This window comes from Stenotrophomonas sp. LARHCG68 (assembly GCF_052871705.1).
In genome coordinates, this window is the sequence record NZ_JBIXJV010000002.1 from 502,209 (window position 1) to 517,933 (window position 15,725).

At 69.5% G+C, this 15,725-nt stretch carries 13 protein-coding genes; 6 read left to right on the forward strand and 7 right to left on the reverse strand.

What is annotated here, in order from left to right; genetic code table 11:
• Positions 1 to 45: 45 nt before the first annotated feature.
• Positions 46 to 591 carry a pseudouridine synthase gene (locus tag ACIPR8_RS09800; protein WP_132866098.1) on the reverse strand — a complete coding sequence of 182 codons (546 nt, stop codon included), beginning with the start codon at positions 589 to 591 and terminating at the stop codon, positions 46 to 48.
• Between the two features lie 53 nt (positions 592 to 644).
• Positions 645 to 2,147, reverse strand: a complete 1,503-nt coding sequence (pdxR, locus tag ACIPR8_RS09805; protein WP_446540894.1) for a MocR-like pyridoxine biosynthesis transcription factor PdxR — start codon at positions 2,145 to 2,147, stop codon at positions 645 to 647.
• Between the two features lie 115 nt (positions 2,148 to 2,262).
• Here pdxR and ACIPR8_RS09810 point away from each other — a divergent pair, with 115 nt between their 5' ends.
• Both ACIPR8_RS09810 and glyA read left to right on the forward strand, forming a co-directional pair.
• Entirely contained in the window at positions 2,263 to 3,537 is a 1,275-nt protein-coding gene (locus ACIPR8_RS09810) for a benzoate/H(+) symporter BenE family transporter (RefSeq protein WP_446540895.1), read from the forward strand.
• Positions 3,530 to 4,816 carry a serine hydroxymethyltransferase gene (gene glyA, locus ACIPR8_RS09815; RefSeq protein ID WP_446540896.1) on the forward strand — a complete coding sequence of 429 codons (1,287 nt, stop codon included), beginning with the start codon at positions 3,530 to 3,532 and terminating at the stop codon, positions 4,814 to 4,816. The genes ACIPR8_RS09810 and glyA overlap by 8 nt, the downstream gene beginning before the upstream one ends.
• A 63-nt stretch (positions 4,817 to 4,879) precedes the next feature.
• On the opposite strand, the gene ACIPR8_RS09820 is transcribed toward glyA, so the two are convergent.
• Complete coding sequence (locus tag ACIPR8_RS09820; protein WP_446540897.1) at positions 4,880 to 5,737, reverse strand: class I SAM-dependent methyltransferase; 858 nt, start codon at positions 5,735 to 5,737, stop codon at positions 4,880 to 4,882.
• A 186-nt stretch (positions 5,738 to 5,923) separates the two neighbouring features.
• Between ACIPR8_RS09820 and ACIPR8_RS09825 the strand changes: the two genes are divergently transcribed.
• Entirely contained in the window at positions 5,924 to 6,883 is a 960-nt protein-coding gene (locus ACIPR8_RS09825) for an aldo/keto reductase (protein WP_192287062.1), read from the forward strand.
• An 81-nt stretch (positions 6,884 to 6,964) separates the two neighbouring features.
• On the forward strand, positions 6,965 to 7,252 hold the full coding sequence (locus ACIPR8_RS09830) for a hypothetical protein (RefSeq protein ID WP_132863803.1): 288 nt from the start codon (positions 6,965 to 6,967) through the stop codon (positions 7,250 to 7,252).
• A gap of 57 nt (positions 7,253 to 7,309) precedes the next feature.
• Here the strand turns inward: ACIPR8_RS09830 and ACIPR8_RS09835 are convergent, their stop codons facing one another.
• Positions 7,310 to 8,212, reverse strand: coding sequence for a LysR substrate-binding domain-containing protein (locus tag ACIPR8_RS09835; RefSeq protein WP_446540898.1), 903 nt, complete (start codon positions 8,210 to 8,212; stop codon positions 7,310 to 7,312).
• 123 nt (positions 8,213 to 8,335) lie between these two features.
• Between ACIPR8_RS09835 and ACIPR8_RS09840 the strand changes: the two genes are divergently transcribed.
• Positions 8,336 to 9,550 carry an MFS transporter gene (locus ACIPR8_RS09840; protein ID WP_446540899.1) on the forward strand — a complete coding sequence of 405 codons (1,215 nt, stop codon included), beginning with the start codon at positions 8,336 to 8,338 and terminating at the stop codon, positions 9,548 to 9,550.
• A gap of 64 nt (positions 9,551 to 9,614) precedes the next feature.
• Positions 9,615 to 10,418, forward strand: a complete 804-nt coding sequence (gene dkgB, locus ACIPR8_RS09845) for a 2,5-didehydrogluconate reductase DkgB (RefSeq protein WP_446540900.1) — start codon at positions 9,615 to 9,617, stop codon at positions 10,416 to 10,418.
• 210 nt (positions 10,419 to 10,628) lie between these two features.
• On the opposite strand, the gene ACIPR8_RS09850 is transcribed toward dkgB, so the two are convergent.
• The 3 genes from ACIPR8_RS09850 to mgtE form a co-directional block, all read right to left on the reverse strand.
• Entirely contained in the window at positions 10,629 to 11,327 is a 699-nt protein-coding gene (locus ACIPR8_RS09850; protein ID WP_446540901.1) for an alpha/beta fold hydrolase, read from the reverse strand.
• A gap of 73 nt (positions 11,328 to 11,400) precedes the next feature.
• Positions 11,401 to 14,100, reverse strand: coding sequence for a bifunctional acetate--CoA ligase family protein/GNAT family N-acetyltransferase (locus tag ACIPR8_RS09855; RefSeq protein ID WP_446540902.1), 2,700 nt, complete (start codon positions 14,098 to 14,100; stop codon positions 11,401 to 11,403).
• Between the two features lie 145 nt (positions 14,101 to 14,245).
• Complete coding sequence (mgtE, locus tag ACIPR8_RS09860) at positions 14,246 to 15,616, reverse strand: magnesium transporter (RefSeq protein WP_313253578.1); 1,371 nt, start codon at positions 15,614 to 15,616, stop codon at positions 14,246 to 14,248.
• Between the last annotated feature and the right edge of the window lie 109 nt (positions 15,617 to 15,725).

The following is a 15,725-nucleotide window of genomic DNA, read 5'->3' on the forward strand; positions in this document are numbered from 1 at the left end:
CAGGAGCGCAGCAACGGCCGTCGGCCGTGCTGCGCTTCTTTCGTTTCAGCGTGCGCCCACTTCCCGCCACTGCCCCGGCTGCAGGTCCTCCAGCGCATACGGCCCCATCGCCGCACGCACCAGCCGCAGAGTGGGCAGGCCGACCGCCGCGGTCATGCGCCGTACTTGGCGGTTGCGGCCTTCGCGGATCGTGATGGCCAACCATGCATCGGGCACGGTCTTGCGGAAACGCACCGGCGGGTTGCGTTCCCACACGGCCGGCGCCTGTTCCATCCGCTGCACGCCGGCCGGCAACGTCGGCCCATCATTGAGCTGCACGCCGTCACGCAGTGCCTGCAGCCTGTCCTCGCTCGGCACGCCTTCCACCTGCACCCAGTAGGTCTTGGGCTGCTTGTGCTTCGGGTCGGTCAGGCGATGGGCCAGGTTGCCGTTGTCGGTGAGCAGCAGCAGGCCTTCGCTGTCGTAGTCCAGCCGACCGGCCGCGTACACGTTGGCCGGCAGGCCGAACCCGGCCAGCGTCGCGCGCGGCGGCTGGCTGCGGTCGGTGAACTGGCACAGCACGTTGAAGGGCTTGTTGAAGGCGATCAGCATGGAAACGGCGGGCGACGGGCGGGACGCCATTGTCCCATCCCCGCCGCGCGACGCTAGCGCGGCGCGCGCCGGCGCCCGGCCACCGTCCGCCGCAGCACCGCGGCAAGCTGCGCCACCGCCCCCTCCATCTCCGCCACCGTGTAAGCGGCGAAGCCGAGCAGGAAGCCGGCCTGCGGCGTGCGCGTGGCATGCAGGGCGCTCAGTCCCTGCAGCGCGACGCCCGCCCGGCGCGCGCCATCCAACACCGCCTGTTCGTCGATGCCGGGCCGGAGCAGGCAGGGCAGCTGCATGCCGCCCGGCGGCACCTGTGGCACCAGGTAGTCGGACAACTGCGTGCGTACCAGGTGCAGCAGTGCATCGCGCCGCTGCACGTAGAGATGGCGCATCGCCCGCACGTGCGCGCCGAAGTGGCCCGCCTCCATGAAGCGCGCCAGCGTCAGCTGGGTGAGCGTGGGGCTGTGCCCGTCCATCAGGCTGCGCGCCACCGTCATCGGTTCCACCAACGCCGGCGGCAGCACCAGGTAGCCGATGCGCAGGCCGGGGAACAGCGACTTGGTGAACGTGCCGATGTAGAGCGTGCGCTCGTGCGGGTCCAGCCCCTGCACGCACGCGGTGGGCTTGCCGGCGTAATGGAACTCGCTGTCGTAGTCGTCCTCGATGATCCAGGCATCGTTGCGCTCGGCCCAGTGCACCAGCGCCAGGCGGCGGTCCAGCGCCAGCGTCGCCCCGGTCGGGAACTGGTGCGATGGCGTGAGGAACACTGCCCGTGCACCCGCTGCCAACTGCGGCAGCCGCTCCACCTGCATGCCCTCGGCATCGACCGGCACCGGCACCGGCCGCAGTCCCGCCGCATCGAAGGCACGCGCCGCGCCGTGGTACATCGGGTCCTCGACCAGGATGCGCTCACCGGCATCGAGCAGCACGTTGGCGCACAGCGTCAGCGCCTGCTGCGAGCTGGTCAGCACCAGCACCCGTTCCGGCGTGGCGTGGCCACCGCGTTCGAGGTTGATGTAGTCGGCGATCGCCCGGCGCAATGCTTCCACGCCCTGCGCCGGGCTGTGCGCCAGCACCGCGCTGCCCTGCGCGCGGATCACCTCGCGCTGCAGGCGTTCCCAGGTCTGCAAGGGGAAGTTCCGCGTCTCCGGCACGCCGGGCGCGAAGGCATGCTGCGTGGCGCCGGTGACCCCGCCAGTGGCGCGCAACGCCTGGCCGCGCGTGCTCAGCCGCACGGCCTGCCGCGGCGCGTGGCCACGCCGTTGCGCCTTGCCGCCGGCAAATGGCCGGGCACGCTGCGACACCCGACTGCCGCTGCCCACCTGACGTTCGATGAAGCCCTCGGCATGCAACTGGCGGTAGGCCGCCTCGACCGTATCGCGGGATACCCCCAGCGACTGCGCCAACGGGCGCGTGGCCGGCAAGGGGCGGCCCACTTCCAACGCCCCGTCCAGGATCAGCTGGCGGATCGCCCGCTGGATACGGGCATGCAGCGCCAGCCCGGCATGGGCAGGGTCGCCGATGCCGGCCTTCACCGACTCCAGTTGCGCGTGCCTGAACATCGCCGAGGGGTCTCCCGGGTTGCCGCAATGGTCTGCCCGGCAGGCCATAAGTGGAGGGGCGCAACATGCCATTTGCCGCCTACAAAGACAACCTGCCTTCGTCCCCGGATGCCGGATGTCCCCGCTACCTTCCTCCCCTCCCGTTCCTTCCCCCGCACTGCGTGCGGCCGACCTGCTGCATCCGGCCGTCGCGGCGCTGGTATCGGTCATCGTCAATTACGGCGGCACCTTCGTGCTGGTGTTCCAGGCCGCGCGCGTGGCCGGGCTGGGCCCGGAACTGACCGCCTCCTGGGTGTGGTCGGTGTCCATCGGCGTGGGGCTGACCGGCATCGCGCTGAGCGTGTGGGCGCGCGCGCCGATCATCACCGCCTGGTCCACCCCCGCCGCCGCCTTCCTGGTCACCGCACTGGCCAGCGTCTCCTACCCGGAAGCCATCGGCGCCTACCTGGCATCGGCCGCCGCGTTCGTGCTGCTGGGCCTGTCCGGCGGCTTCGAGAAGGTGGTGCGCTGGATACCGCCAGGCATCGCGGCGGCGTTGCTGGCCGGCATCCTGCTGCCGTTCGGCATCGGTGCCTTCGCTGGCATCAACATCGACCCGCTGCTGGCCGGTGTCCTGATCCTCGCCTACCTGGTGCTGAAACGGATCAGCGCGCGCTATGCGGTGGTGGGCATCCTGCTGCTCGGCATCGCGCTGCTGGTCGCGCAGGGCCGCATCGACCTGGCGGCGCTGGAGCTGAAGATCGCCACCCCGGTGTTCACCGCGCCGGCGTTCTCGATCAATGCCCTGCTCGGCGTGGCATTGCCACTGTTCCTGGTCACGCTCACCGGCCAGTACATGCCGGGCATGCTGGTACTGCGCAACGACGGCTACACGACCAGCGCCAACCCGATCGTCGCGGTCACCGGACTGGGTTCGCTGCTGATGGCCCCGTTCGGTGCGCATGCCTTCAACGTGGCCGCGATCACCGCGGCCATCTGCACCGGCCGCCACGCGCACGAGGATCCGCGCAAGCGCTGGCTGGCCGGCGTCGCCGCGGGCGTGTTCTACGTGATCGTCGGGGTGTTCGGGCTGACCCTGGCGGCGTTGTTCATGGCCATCCCCGCCACCTTCATCAGCACCCTGGCCGGGCTGGCGCTGCTCGGCGCGATCGGCGGCAGCCTGGCCACCGCCATGGCCGATGCGCGCGGCCGCGAAGCAGCGCTGGTCACCTTCCTGGCCGCGGCGGCCAACATCCAGCTGTTCGGCATCGGCGGCGCGTTCTGGGGGCTGGTGATCGGCCTGCTCGCCCACCTGCTGCTCGATGCACGCCTGCCACGCCGCTGCACGCGGCCCGCCGCCGGAACCGCCACGCACCGCCAGCCCACCGCACCGGAGGCCCCCCATGTATGACCCCCACCTGCGCCTGGACCAGTTCGACCCCGAGCTCGCCCACGCCATCGAGAACGAGCGCCGTCGCCAGGAAGACCATGTCGAGCTGATCGCCTCGGAGAACTACGCCAGCCCGCTGGTGATGGCGATCCAGGATTCGGTGTTCACCAACAAGTACGCCGAGGGCTACCCCGGCCGCCGCTACTACAGCGGCTGCGAACACGTGGACGTGGCCGAGCGGCTGGCCATCGAGCGCGCCTGCGCGCTGTTCCACTGCGACCATGCCAACGTGCAACCGCACTCCGGTGCGCAGGCCAACGCCGCGGTGTTCCTGGCGCTGACCTCGCCCGGCGATACCGTGATGGGCATGAACCTGGCCCAGGGCGGCCACCTCACCCACGGCAACCCGGCCAACTTCTCCGGCCGGCACTACCGCATCGTGCCCTACGGGCTGGACCCGGCCACCGGCCTGATCGACTACGACGCGATGGAGCGCATCGCACTGGAAACCCGGCCCAAGGTGCTGGTCGGCGGCTTCTCCGCCTATTCCCGGTACAAGGACTGGGCGCGAATGCGCGCCATCGCCGACAAGGTCGGGGCGTGGTTCTGGGTGGACATGGCCCACGTCGCCGGGCTGGTGGCCGCCGGCCTGTACCCGGACCCACTGCCGCATGCGCACGTGGTCACCACCACCACGCACAAGACCCTGCGTGGCCCGCGTGGCGGCCTGATCCTCTCGCGCGGCCAGGACGCGGCGTTCAACCGCCGGCTCGACGCCGGCGTGTTCCCGGGTATCCAGGGCGGCCCGCTGATGCACGTGGTGGCGGCCAAGGCGGTGGCATTGAAGGAAGCCCTGCAACCGGGCTTCCGTGACTACCAGCAGCAGGTGCTGCGCAACGCGCGCGCGATGGCGGCGGTCATCCAGGCCAGTGGCTTCCCGCTGGTCTCCGGCGGCACCGACAACCACCTGATGCTGCTGGACCTGTCATCGCGCCCGTACACCGGCAAGCAGGCCGACCAGGCGCTGGCGCGCGCCCACATCACCACCAACAAGAACACGGTGCCGAACGACCCGCGTCCGCCGCTGGTCACCTCCGGCATCCGCCTCGGCACGCCGGCGGTCACCACGCGCGGCTTCGGCGTGCTGGAGTGCGAACTGCTCGCGCACTGGCTATGCGATGTGCTCGAGGCACTGGCGCAGGACGAGCACGCGCAGCGCCGCGTCAGCGAACGCGTCGCGCGCCAGGTCACCGAGCTGTGCCGGCACCATCCGGTGTATCGCCGCGCCACCACCGGCTGAAACGACGGCGGGAGGCGCAGGCATCCTGCGCCTCCCGCCCTGCTGCATGCCGCTTGCCGTGCTTCAGGGCTTCACGAAACGCAGCGTCATCCGGTCGCTCTCGCCGATGGCGGTGTACTTGCCGGCATCGGCGGCGGCGTGGTTGTTGGACGGCGGCAACGTCCACACGCCGTTGGGATGGTCCTTGGTGTCGCGCGGGTTGGCATTGACCTCGCTGCTGGCATCGAGCTTGAAGCCCGCCGCCTCGGCCATGGCGATCACCTGTGCCTGCCCCACGTAACCGCTCTTGTCCTCGGCCGGCACGTCGGCCTTGGCGCGGTGCTCGACCACGCCCAGCGTGCCACCGGGCTTGAGCACGGCGAAGAACGCGCCGAACATGCCCTCGGCCTGGCCGCTGGAGCGCCAGTTGTGCACGTTGCGGAAGGTCAGCACCAGGTCGGCCGAGTTCGGCGCGCCCAGCACCGGTGCGGCCGGGTCATAGGCCACTTCGACGGCCTTGTCGAACAGCGCCGGCGACTCGCTGAACTTCTTCGCCAAGCCATCACGCGAGCGCTGCTGGTAGTCGCGCCCGCCACCGGCCGGCAGCGCCGCCGGGTCCACGACGGCAGCCACGTATTTGCCGCCATCGCGCAGGTAGGGCGCCAGGATCTCCGAATACCAGCCGCCACCCGGGGTGATCTCCACCACCGTCTGGCCCGGCTGCAGGCCGAAGAATGCCAGCGTCTGCGCCGGGTGCCGGTAGACGTCGCGGGCCACGTTGGCCGGCGTGCGCGTGCTGGCATCCACCGCGGCCTGCAGCGAAGCCGGCACCTGGACCTGCGCGCTCGCGGCGGCACTGTCCCTGGCTTCCACCGCGACACTGGACAGCAGTGCGCTCACGCCCAGCAGACAGGCACACAACAACGGGGTTGGCTTGTTCATCACGGACTCCGGCAAGGGGTGTGGCGCGAGCCTAGCACGCGCGCATTTGCATCGATGCACGCCCGGATGTTCACAATGCGTTAGCGCGTGGCCGTGCCGCGGAACGCAGTTTTCAATCCGTTGCCACGGAACCGGAACGTTCAGCCGTTATGCTGCAAGGCTCGGAGAAAAATCAGGGAGATACGCATGCCCCAGTACCGCGAACTCGGCCGTTCCGGCCTGCAGGTCGGCCCCATCGCCTTTGGCGGCAATGTCTTTGGCTGGAGCGCCGACGAGAAGACCTCCTTCGCGCTGCTCGATGCCTTCGTCGAGGCCGGCTTCAACCTGGTCGATACCGCCGACGTCTATCCGGCCTGGGTGCCGGGCAACCGTGGCGGCGAGTCGGAAACCATCATCGGCCGCTGGCTGCAGCGCAGCGGCAAGCGTGACAAGGTGGTCATCGCCACCAAGGTGGCCAAGTGGGCCGAGCACCCAGGCCTGTCGGCGGACAACATCAACGCCGCGGTCGAGGACTCGCTGCGCCGCCTGCAGACCGACGTGATCGACCTGTACCAGGCACACGAAGACGACGATGCGGTACCGCTGGAGGAAACCCTGGGCGCGTTCGCGCGGCTGATCCAGGCCGGCAAGGTACGCGCCATCGGTGCGTCCAACTACAGCGCCACGCGCCTGCGCGATGCGCTGAAGGTGTCGGCCGACTACAACCTGCCGCGTTACGAGACGCTGCAGCCGGAGTACAACCTGTATGACCGCGCCGGCTACGAGGCCGAACTGGAACCGCTGGCGCGCGAGCAGTCGCTGGGCGTGATCAGTTACTACTCGCTGGCCAGCGGCTTCCTCAGCGGCAAGTACCGCAGCGCCGACGACGCCGCCAAGAGCAGCGCGCGGGGTGCCAAGGTGGTGCAGCAGTACGTCAACCCGCGCGGGCTGCGCATCCTGGCCGCGCTCGATGACCTGGCCGCCCGGCACAAGGCCACGCCGGCGCAGGTCGCGCTGGCCTGGCTGATCGCCCGCCCCGGCATCACCGCCCCGATCGTCAGTGCCACCGGCGTGGAGCAACTGCACGACGTGCTCGCTGCCGCGCGGCTGGCATTGTCGGCGCAGGAAATCACCCAGCTGGACCAGGCCAGCGCCGAACACACCTGAATGCGCAGGGCATTGGACGCCAGGGAGGGCGCCCAGTAGGATCGGCGGCACAGGGGGTAGACCGCGAATGGAGTCCTACCCATGAAGACCACATCCGCAGCCCAACGCGATTTCAACCGTGACGCCGAACTGGCCTACTGGCGCGGCGTGCATGCCATCGGCCGGCTGGGCCAACATGATTTCGACCATTACCAGCGCCTGCTGGAGATGGGTTACGACGTCTACCAAGCCTATCCGCGCGCCAACGAAGAGCAGCTCTACAAGGTGCTGCAGGACAGCTACCACCGCCACCAGCCGGCCCTGGCCGTGCCGTGGGACGAAGCCCGCTGGCTGGTCAGGCACGCCTGGCACCACGCGCAGCTGCACTGAACCGGTAGCGCCGGGCCATGCCCCGGCGCAGCCTGGCTGCGCGCTACCGGGCGCGGGTCATTGGGCGAACGGGGCGGTGCTGATCGCCTGCGCCAGGTGGTCCAGGAACGAGGTGATCCGCGCCGACACCGCGGTGTTGCGGTAGTACACCGCGTGGATGGGCTGGCCGATGCCCAGGTTCTGCCGGGGCAGCACCTCCACCAGCGTGCCCGCGTCACGGTCACGCTCGGTCATGAAATCGGACAGGCAGACGATGCCCGCGCCTTCCAGTGCCAGACGCCGCAGCGTTTCGCCGCTGGAGACCGCCAGCACCGGGCGCACGTGCAGCGGCCCGCCGTCAGCGCCGCGCACCGGCCAGTAATTGAGTGAATCCGGTTCGTTGAAGCCCAGCAGCGCGTGGGTTTCCAGCTGCGCCACGCTGCGCGGGGTGCCGTGCTGCTGCAGGTAGGCCGGGCTGGCCAGCACGCGCAGCCGGCTGTGCGCCAACGGCCGCGCGTGCAGGGTGGAATCGGCCAGCGGGCCGATGCGGATGGCCACGTCGGTACGCCGTTCCAGCAGGTCGATGTAGCGCTCGCTGCTGTTGAGTTCCAGCGCGACCTCCGGGTAGCGCGCACGGTAGCTGGCCACCAGCGGTGCGATCACGTGCAGCACGAACGGCATCGCCGCATCCACCCGCAGCCTGCCCGAAGGACGCTCGCGGCGCGCCGCGATCAGCTCCTCGGCCGCCTCCACCGAGGCGACGATGGCGCGGCACTGCGCCAGGAACGCCTCGCCTTCCTCGGTCAGGCGCAGGCGCCGGGTGGTGCGGGTCAGTAGCGTGGTGCCCAGCTTTTCCTCCAGCCGTGCCAGCGCCCGGCTCACCCCGGAGGTGGTCTGGTCCAGCTGCTCGGCCGCGGCGGTGATCGAACCGGCGTCGATCACCGCGATGAAGGCCTGCATCTCATCAAGGGTGGTTTTCACGAGGAATGCGGCCAGTCGGGATAATTATTGACTATAAATCAACAATCATTGCACCGGGAAGCGGTTTTTCCGCAACAGTGTGGCGCGCAGACTGCGCAGCCTCTTCCTCCACCGGTAATTCCCATGTCCCGTGGTATTCCCCTCGCCCTGTGGGCGCTGACGCTGGGTGCCTTTGCCATCGGCACCACCGAGTTCGTCATCGTCGGGCTGATCCCGACCATCGCCGCCGACCTGCAGGTCAGCCTGCCCTCGGCCGGCCTGCTGGTGTCCCTGTATGCGCTGGGCGTGGCGATCGGCGCGCCGGTGCTCACCGCACTGACCGGCCGGGTGCCGCGCAAGACCCTGCTGGTCGCGCTGATGGCGCTGTTCACCGTCGGCAACCTGATCGCCTGGATGGCACCGGGCTACGGGCCGCTGATCGTGGCGCGGGTGCTGACCGGCCTGGCGCACGGTGTGTTCTTCTCGATCGGCTCGATCATCGCCACCTCGGTGGTGCCGAAGGAGAAGGCCGCCAGTGCCATCGCCATCATGTTCACCGGGCTGACCGTGGCACTGGTGATCGGCGTGCCGCTGGGCACCTTCATCGGCCAGCACCTGGGCTGGCGCGCGACCTTCCTGGCAGTGGCGGCACTGGGCGTGATCGCCCTGCTCGGCAGCCTGCTGCTGGTGCCCAACAACCTGCCGCGCAGCGCGCCGGCCACCTTCGGCCAGCAGTTCGCGGTGCTGGCGCAGCCGCGCCTGTTGCTGGTCTACGCGATGACCGCGCTGGGCTACGGCGGCACCTTCCTGTCGTTCACCTACCTGGCCTCGATCCTGCAGGAAGTCAGCGGCTTCTCGGCCAATGCCGTGGGCCTGGTGCTGCTGGTGTACGGCGTGTCGGTGGCGATCGGCAACCTGTGGGGCGGACGCCTGGCCGACCGGCTGGGGCCGATCCCCGCGCTCAAGCGCATCTTCGCGCTGCTGGCGCTGGTGCTGCTGGTGCTCACCTTCACCGCCTACAACCCCGTGCTGGTGCTGCTGACCGTGCTGGCGATGGGCGCGGTGGCATTCGGCAACGTGCCGGGGCTGCAGGTCTACGTGGTCAAGCAGGCACAGCGCTTCGTGCCGCAGGCCACCGACGTGGCCTCGGGCCTGAACATCGCCGCGTTCAACATCGGCATCGCCATCGGTGCCTCGCTGGGCGGGCTGGTGGTGGACCACGTCGGGCTGATGCACACGCCGTGGCTGGGTGCGCTGGTGGTGGTGGGCGCCTATGGCCTGACCGCGCTGAGCGGCCGCCTGGATCGCCGCGATGGCATCGATGCACGCGCCGACGGCATCGCCGCCGCCGCGCACTGAGTGACCGACCTATCCCTGGCGCTGCACGGCATCGCCGGCAGCGCCCTACTCCTGGAGATTCCTGATGAACGTTCCTTCCATTGGCCTGGGTACCTACCGCCTCACCGGCCAGGTACTGATCGATTCGGTGCACAACGCACTGGAGCTGGGCTACCGCGCCTTCGACACCGCGCAGATCTACGACAACGAAGCCGACCTCGGCCAAGCCCTGGCCGCCGGCAAGGTGGCCCGCGAGGACCTGTTCCTGACCACCAAGATCTGGATCAGCAACTTCCACCACGACGCGCTGATCGCCAGCCTGCGCGAGAGCCTGCGCAAGCTCGGCACCGACCACGTCGACCTGGCGCTGATCCACTGGCCCTCGCCGAACGATGAGGTGCCGATGCGCGAGTACCTCGGCGCATTGGCCGAAGCCAGGCAGCTGGGCCTGACCAAGGCGATCGGCGTCTCCAACTTCACCATCGACCTGACCCGCCAGGCCATCGACATCCTTGGTGCGCAGGCCATCGCCACCAACCAGGTCGAAGTGCACCCGTACCTGCAGAACCGTGCGTTGATCGCCTACCTGCGTGCGCAGGGCATCCACGTCACCGCGTTCATGAGCCTGGCCTACGGCGCGGTGCTGAAGGACCCGGTGATCCAGGCCATCGCCGACAAGCACGGCGCCACTACCGCGCAGGTCGCCTTGGCGTGGGCGTTGCAGCAGGGCTATGCGGTGATCCCGTCCTCCACCCGCCGCGAGAACCTGGCCAGCAACCTCAAGGCTGTGGCGCTGCAGCTGGATGCGGCGGACATGGCGCAGATCGCCACGCTGGACCGCGGTGAGCGCGTGGCCAACCCGCAGGGCATCGCACCGCACTGGGATTGAGGTCTGTTGGTAGCTTGACGCTGGAATGTGGGGCTGCGGGGAAGATCAGAAGCGACCCCTCCCCAGCCCTCCCCTGCTGCGCAAGGGAGGGGGTAGAAGCGGGCGTGCGGCAATCCGACCGATCTAGCGGAACCGCCCCCTCCCTTGCGCAGCAGGGGAGGGCTGGGGAGGGGTGCCGTTGCCGTTGCTGTTTCCGAACACCGCTCGGCGTTACGCCGACAACCACGCCCGCAGCGCGGCGCTGACCTGCTCGGGCTTTTCCAGCGGCGCCAGGTGCCCGCAGTCCTCGATCACCACCAGCGTGGCCTGCGGCATCAACGCCGCCATCTGCTCGCTGACCGCCAGCGGCGTGATCGCATCATTGCGTCCGCACACGATCAGCGCCGGACCCCGCCACGCCCGCAGCGCGGCGCTGCCGTCCACGCGCGCGATGCGGCTCTGGCGCAGGAACACCTCCACGCCCAGCCGCGAGGTCATCTCGCGCACGGTACTGACCAGGGCATGGTCCTGCAGGCGCGAGGCGTCGATGTAGCTGCGCATGAGCTTGTCGCCGAAGCCGTGGAACGTGCCGGGCAGGCGCACGCTGTTCTGCTGCGCCACGCGCTGGGCCGCGCGTTCCGCGGAATCGGCCTTGTACGAGGTGTCCAGCAACGCCAGCCGCAGCACCCGCCCGGGCGCGATGCGCAGGATTTCCTGGGCGATGTAGCCCCCCAGCGAGAAGCCGGCCAGCGCGAAGCGCTCCGGCGCCTTGGCCAGCACGTCCTCGGCGACGGCGCGCAGGTCGTCATGGCCGGTGAGGTCACCGACCTGGCAGTCGGCGATGTCGGCCAAGGCATCGAGCTGGGCACGCCAGAGCGTGGCGTCGTTCAACAGGCCGGGGAGCAGCAGCAGCGGGGTTCGTTGTTCCATGGCGCTAGTGTGAACCGGCCACGGGCAATCGTGTGACAACGCGCGTCACTGGCAGGGTGCTCCCGGCGATGCGTCAGCCTTCGTTGACCGGCAGCGTGACGTTCATGATGGTGGCATCGTCCGGGTCGGCCTTCACCTTGAAGCCCAGGCTCTGGCACATCGCCAGCATGGTGGTGTTCTCGCGCAGCACCTGGCCCTCGACCAGGTTCAGGCCCTGCCAGCGCGCGTACTCGATCATGATCTGCATCAGCTTCCAGCCGATGCCATGGCCCTTCAGGTCCGAGCGGATCAGGATGCCGTACTCGCCGCGGTTGTAGTCGGCGTCGGCATGCAGGCGCACCGCACCGAGCATGTCGCCGTTCTTCGGGTCGATGGCGACCAGCGCGATCGAACGCGCGTAGTCCAGCTGGGTCAGCCGGGCGATGAACTCATGGCTGAAATGCTTCACCGACTGGAAGAAGCGCAGCCGCAGGTCGTCGTCGGTCACCCGCGCGAAGAACGCGCGGAACAGCGCGTCGTCCTCCGGCCGCACCGGGCGGATGAAGGCCTTGCCGCCATCGGACAGCGCGATGGTGCGCTCCCACTCGGTGGGATACGGGAAGATCGCGAAGCGCGGATGGCCGCGGCCCTTGTGCAGGCGCTTGACCGGGGTGATGGCGATGCGCGCATCGAGCGCGATCACGCCATTGCGGTCGGCCAGCAGCGGGTTGAGGTCCAGCGTGCGCACCTCGGGAATGTCGGCGGCCAGCTGCGCCAGCTTGACCAGCACCAGCGCCACCGCGCGCTCGTCGGCGGCCGGCACGTCGCCGTAGGCCTTGAGGATGCGCGAGACGCGGGTGCGGCCGATCACTTCGTGGGCCAGGCGCAGGTCCAGCGGCGGCAGTGCCAGGGTCTTGTCGTCGATGACTTCCACCGCGGTACCCCCGCGACCGAACACCACCACCGGGCCGAACACCGGGTCATCGGCGATGCCGGCGATCAGCTCGCGCGCCTTGGGCCGCGTCAGGCACGGCTGCACCATCACCCCGTCGATGCGCGCCTGCGGGCGCAGTTCGCGCGCACGCGCGAGGATGGCGGTGGCCGCGGCCTGCACCGCCGGCAGCGTGCTCAGGTTCAGCCGCACGCCATCGACTTCGCTCTTGTGCGGGATGTCGGGCGAGAGGATCTTCACCGCCACGCTCATGCCCTTCTCCAGCATCGGCTGGGCCAGGTCCATCGCCTCGTGCGCGTCACGCGCGACCATCACCTCCAGCGAGGGAATGCCGTAGGCCTGCAGCAAGGCATGGGTGGCCACCGGGTCCAGCCATTGCTGGCCATTGGCCAGCGCCACGTCGACCAACCGGCGCGCGGCGGCGGCATCGACCACCAGGTCGGCCGGCAGGCTGGGCGGGGTTTCCATCAGCGCCGCCTGCGCCTGCCGGTACTTCACCAGGTGCTGGAAGCCGCGCACGGCCTCGGCCTCGCTGGGATAGGTCGGCACGCGCGCGGTGTTGAGGGTGACGGTGGCGTTCTCGTCGTTGCCCAGCCACACCGCGAACACCGGCTTGTCGCGCAGCTGCCGCGAGCGCAGCCCCAGCGTCTTGGTCAATGCCTGCGCGGCGTCGGCCGAGGAGGTGAAGGCCGTGGGCACGTTGATCACCAGCACCGCATCGTTGGCATCGTCGGACAGCAGCGCCTCGATCGCCGAGGCGTAACGCTCGCCGTCGGCATCGACCACGATGTCGACCGGGTTGTCGCGCGACCAGCCTTCGGGCAGCACCTTGTCCAGCTGCGCGATGGTGGCCGGCGACAGCTCCGCCAACGCCCCGCCCAAGGCCTGCAGCTGGTCCACCGCCAACCGGCCGACGCCGCCACCATTGCTCAGGATGGCCAGGCGACTGCCGGGGAAGGTCCCCAGCCGGCCCAGCGTCTCGGCCGCGGTGAACAGTTCGTCCAGCGCATTCACGCGTAGCAACCCGGCGCGATTGAAGGCTGCGCCATAGACCGCGTCGGAGGCGGCCAGCGCCTGCGAGTGGGTGCTGTTCTCCTCGTTGCTGGCCTTGGGCTGGCGGCCCGACTTGACCACCACCACCGGCTTGGCGCGCGCGGCCGCACGCGCGGCCGACATGAACTTGCGCGCGTCGCTGATCTGGTCGACGTAGAGCAGGATGGCGCGGGTGCGGTAGTCGGTGGCGAAGTAATCGAGCAGGTCACCGAAATCGACGTCCAGCGCATCGCCCAGCGACACCACCGCCGAAAAGCCGATCGAACGCGCCACGCCCCATTCCACCAGCGCGGCGGCGATCGCGCTGGATTCGGAGATCAGCGCCAGGTCGCCGGCCTGCGGTGTATGCGCGGCGATGCTGGCATTGAGCCGCGCATGCGGGGCAATCACGCCCAGGCAGTGCGGGCCGAGCACGCGCATGCCCTTGGGCCGTGCCGCGGCCTCGACCTGCGCGGCCAGCGAACCGGGACCCTTGCCGAGCCCGGCGGTGAGTATGATGGCCGCGGCCACGCCGCGTTCGGCGGCCTGCGCCACCACCTGCGGCACGATGCTGGCCGGCGCGGTGATCACCACCAGGTCCGGGATCCAGGGCAGGTCCTTGAGCCGCTTGACCGTGCGCATGCCATCGATCTCGGCATGGCGCGGATTCACCCAGCCGATCTGCCCGGCGAAGGCCGCCGCCTTGAGGTTGCGGATGACCGCGCGCCCGGCCGAGCGCTCGCGCGGACTGCCACCGATGACGGCCACCGAACGGGGACGGAACACGGTCTGCAGGTGGTAGGTGCTCATCACGGTGCCTGTTGCGGGTACCGGGCAAAGGTACACGGCCCGGAGGTGGTCTGGCTTGCTTTGGATCAAGTGCCGATGAGCGCCAGAGCACAGCCCTGCTGCGCTCTGGCGTGAAGCCCTGCCGGGCACGGCCCGGCACTACCGGCTACAGCAGCGTGCCGCCGAGGATCATCGCCGCGATGCTGAAATAGATGACCAGGCCGGTCACGTCCACCAGCGTGGCCACGAACGGCGCCGAGGCGCTGGCCGGGTCGAAGCCCAGCCGCTTGAGCACGAACGGCAGCATCGAGCCGGACAGCGAACCAAAGGTGACGATGCCCACCAGCGCGGCGCCGATGGTCACCGCCAGTAGCACCCAGTGCGCGCCGTAGTCATGCAGGCCGGCCAGCTGCCAGACGGTGATGCGTACGATCGCCAGCACCCCGAGGATGCCGCCCAGCACCATGCCGGTCGGCAGCTCGCGCAGCGCCACCCTCCACCAGTCGCGCAGGCGCAGCTCGCGCAGGGCCAGCGAACGGATCAGCAACGAGGTCGCCTGCGAGCCGGAATTGCCGCCGGAACTCATGATCAGCGGGATGAACAGGGTCAGCACCACCGCACGCGCCAGTTCATCCTCGTAGTGCTGCATGGCGCTGGCGGTCAGCATCTCGCCGAGGAACAGCACGCTCAGCCAGCCGGCGCGCTTGCGCAGCATCTCGAAGAAGCCGATCTGCATGTACGGCTTGTCCAGCGCCTCCACGCCGCCGAACTTGTGCACGTCCTCGGTGGACTCGTCGATCAACGCATCCAGGATGTCATCGACGGTGACGATGCCCAGCATCTGCAGCTGCGCATCGACCACCGGGATCGCCAGCAGGTCGTGCCGGCGGATCAGCTGCGCGACTTCCTCCTGGTCCAGCAGCGGGCCCACCGTGACCGGCGGGTTGACCTGGGCCACGTCCAGGATCGAATCCTCCGGCGCACCGGTGATCAACCGGCGCATGGTCACCACCTGCTGCAACTGGCGGGTGAGCGGGTCCAGCACGTAGATCGCGTACACGGTCTCGCGGCTGCGCTCGACCTCACGGATGTGCTGCAGAGTCTGGGCCACACTCCAGTCGGCCGGCACGCCGACGAACTCGGTGGTCATCAAGGCGCCGGCGGTGTTCGGCGGGTAGCTCAGCAGCAACTGGATCGACTGCCGCGCCTCCGGCGCCAGCAGCGGAATCAGCCGTGCACGCTCGGCGGCGTCCAGCTCGTGGACGATGTCGGTGGCGCGGTCGTCGGCCATCAGCCCGAGCAGGGCCGCGGCGCGGGCCGGCGGCAGCGCGGCGATCAGCTCGCCGGCATGCTGCAGCTCGGGGGCCTCCAGCAGCTTGACCGCGCGTGGCACCGGCAATGCGGCCAGGGTGTCGGCCGCCTGCGGCAGGCCCAGGGTGTTGAGGTATTCCACCGCATCGGCGGTGTTGAAGTCGGCAAGGGGTGCACTCAGGGTGGCCGCGTCGGCCACCGGGCGCAGGAGCTGCTTCTGGTTCATGTGGATTCGCCTGTATGCATTGCGATCACGCAACGCCAGCAACGGCGAATCACCCCACTCAGGCGTTCGTCACCGCTGGCGTCGATCGAGATCGACTTCTACTGTCGCT

Excerpts from the sequence above, each read along its gene's own strand:
- dkgB (WP_446540900.1), top strand. The coding sequence starts at position 9,615 with ATGAACGTTCCTTCCATTGGCCTGGGTACCTACCGCCTCACCGGCCAG.
- ACIPR8_RS09830 (WP_132863803.1), top strand. The coding sequence starts at position 6,965 with ATGAAGACCACATCCGCAGCCCAACGCGATTTCAACCGTGACGCCGAA.
- ACIPR8_RS09840 (WP_446540899.1), top strand. The coding sequence starts at position 8,336 with ATGTCCCGTGGTATTCCCCTCGCCCTGTGGGCGCTGACGCTGGGTGCC.
- ACIPR8_RS09800 (WP_132866098.1), bottom strand. The coding sequence starts at position 591 with ATGCTGATCGCCTTCAACAAGCCCTTCAACGTGCTGTGCCAGTTCACC.
- ACIPR8_RS09855 (WP_446540902.1), bottom strand. The coding sequence starts at position 14,100 with ATGAGCACCTACCACCTGCAGACCGTGTTCCGTCCCCGTTCGGTGGCC.
- ACIPR8_RS09820 (WP_446540897.1), bottom strand. The coding sequence starts at position 5,737 with ATGAACAAGCCAACCCCGTTGTTGTGTGCCTGTCTGCTGGGCGTGAGC.
- ACIPR8_RS09825 (WP_192287062.1), top strand. The coding sequence starts at position 5,924 with ATGCCCCAGTACCGCGAACTCGGCCGTTCCGGCCTGCAGGTCGGCCCC.
- mgtE (WP_313253578.1), bottom strand. The coding sequence starts at position 15,616 with ATGAACCAGAAGCAGCTCCTGCGCCCGGTGGCCGACGCGGCCACCCTG.
- pdxR (WP_446540894.1), bottom strand. The coding sequence starts at position 2,147 with ATGTTCAGGCACGCGCAACTGGAGTCGGTGAAGGCCGGCATCGGCGAC.
- glyA (WP_446540896.1), top strand. The coding sequence starts at position 3,530 with ATGTATGACCCCCACCTGCGCCTGGACCAGTTCGACCCCGAGCTCGCC.
- ACIPR8_RS09810 (WP_446540895.1), top strand. The coding sequence starts at position 2,263 with ATGTCCCCGCTACCTTCCTCCCCTCCCGTTCCTTCCCCCGCACTGCGT.
- ACIPR8_RS09850 (WP_446540901.1), bottom strand. The coding sequence starts at position 11,327 with ATGGAACAACGAACCCCGCTGCTGCTGCTCCCCGGCCTGTTGAACGAC.